Source organism: Streptomyces sp. NPDC048361, from assembly GCF_040651795.1.
Classification (GTDB): domain Bacteria; phylum Actinomycetota; class Actinomycetes; order Streptomycetales; family Streptomycetaceae; genus Streptomyces.
This window is the reverse complement of the sequence record NZ_JBEZKW010000133.1, coordinates 1-1,969: the sequence shown is the minus strand read 5'-3', so window position 1 is coordinate 1,969 and position 1,969 is coordinate 1. Positions and strand designations below refer to the sequence as shown.

The 1,969-nt window shown below is 65.5% G+C and carries 2 protein-coding genes; one reads left to right on the top strand and one right to left on the bottom strand.

Annotated features, from left to right (window positions below):
- Positions 1-274 precede the first annotated feature (274 nt).
- The gene (locus AB0D31_RS34645; protein WP_362730891.1) at positions 275-676 is read left to right on the top strand and encodes an IS5 family transposase; all 402 of its coding nucleotides are present in this window, start codon (positions 275-277) and stop codon (positions 674-676) included.
- Between the two features lie 383 nt (positions 677-1,059).
- Here AB0D31_RS34645 and AB0D31_RS34640 read toward each other — a convergent pair whose 3' ends face one another.
- Positions 1,060-1,647 (bottom strand): RDD family protein, encoded by a 588-nt coding sequence (locus AB0D31_RS34640; protein ID WP_362730888.1) that lies wholly within the window; start codon positions 1,645-1,647, stop codon positions 1,060-1,062.
- Positions 1,648-1,969: the final 322 nt, after the last annotated feature.

Genomic DNA, 1,969 nt, shown 5'->3' with positions numbered 1-1,969 from the left:
CCAACGAGCCCGTCAGCTTGGCCAGTTCGTCATGCCACTCGGCTATCAGCTCAACCGTCACATCCAGCATCATGCCCGGTCAACGACGGCACACGGACCCCGTCACAAGATCTCCGGCTGTAGTACAGGGGTGATTCCTCCGGCCGGGAAGGTTCGCCGTAAGTGGTCTGGATCTCTTGCCACGCTGAGTCAACGATGTCGGTCATACCGGCGATTGTGCGGGGTCCCCTACGGTCCCGGCATCAAAGATCACCTGCCAGTGGATCATGGTCGAGTGCAGAGATATGAACTCACCGATCAGGAGTGGGATCTACTTGCTCCGCTCGTGCCCTCGGCCGTGGCTGGCAGGCCGAGGGTGGATGACCGACGGGTCATCAACGGGATGCTCTACAAGATCCGCACGGGCATCCCGTGGCGTGACCTGCCCGACCGCTACGGGCCGTGGCAAACGGTCTACACCCGCTTTCGCCGCTACGCGTTGAGAGGCGTCTTGACCCAGGCCCTCCAGCAGATCCAGGCCCAAGTCGATGCGGCTGGCGACATCGACTGGCTCGTCCAGATCGACTCCACCATCGTGCGAGCTCACCAACATGCCGCCGCCACCAGCCGAAAAGGGGGATGCGTCGGCCGGACGAACCGGACAATGAGGCCCTTGGCCGATCCCGTGGAGGTCTGACCACCAAGGCAGGTCGTGGACGGTGGCCTGCCTTGGGCCGGCGGGCTCTCCGCCGCGAGCCGCCTTGGCGGCCTCCAGGCTCGCGCTGAGCCCGGCGCCGGCCCCGCATGGTGCCGCTCCTGCGCCGCGCCGCCGAACGGGCCTTGCTCGGCTTCACTCAGACGGATCGCATGAGCAGGCCCAGGCGATCAGCACGGGCCGCCCCTACGAACTACGGATCATCCTGAACGGCGCCGCGGCGAAGCCCTCCGCGGCCGGGCGGCCAGTGCCGGCTGACACCATCAGGCTGGTCGAGACCTCCGTCCGGGTCGCCGGGGGACGGCAGCGGGCGTCTGCCCGCTGCCGCTGCCCGCATGGACAGTGCACACCGGCGCAGGAATCAGTCAGCCTTTGCCGACCTGAATGACAACGGTGCTGCACACCTTGTCGGCGAAGGTCTGATTCTTGGCGTCCCACACCGGCCACAACCACCCGATGTAGCAGGCGATGCTGTCGAGGAAGTGCGCGAGCTTGCGCACAAGTGCCATGCCGAACCCAAGCGTGCTGCCATCGGCTTCGCGGCGCAGGCTGATGCCGAGGACCTTCTTCCCAGTGGTCTGGCCGGTCTTGCCTTCCCGGTACAGCTGAAAGAAGCCCATGCCCACTGCATAGAGCAGGCCAACGACGAAGAAAGGCCCCGGGCCCGCAGTCGCCGGGTCATCGCTATTGGCCAGGTCGATGAACCCCAGGGCGTACATCGGGCCCAAGATGATCAGTCCGTCGAGCAGGTACGCCCCCACACGCTGCCCCCAGTGGGCGAGCGGCGGTATACCGGTTCCGAGGTTGCTGTTCATCCCCGGGTGCGCGCCGTAGGGCTGCTGCGGGTAGGGCGGGTAGCCGTATTGCGGTGGCACGCCTTGCGGGTTTTGCGCGGGGTAACCCGGCTGTGCCTGCTGCTGGCCGTAAGGGTTGTTGGGATCGCCGAAACTCAAAGTGAAGCCTTCCGGGGCCAGTTGGGGACGAAGCGGCCGTGAGAAGGGCTTTCGAGTTCATGAGCGGTTGCCCCCGTCAGCCGCGATCTTGCGCACCTATGGTGTTCTTATGACCGGCGGCTTGTCTAATCCGTTGTATGGCCGAAGCCAGCGGATTCCGCCCCGGACGACTTCTGGGAGCGTGCCTGACCTGCCCGTACTACAGCCGGAGATCTTGTGACGGGGTCCGTGTGCCGTCGTTGACCGGGCATGATGCTGGATGTGACGGCTGAGCTGATAGCCGAGTGGCACGACGAACTGGCCAAGCTGACGGGCTCGTTGA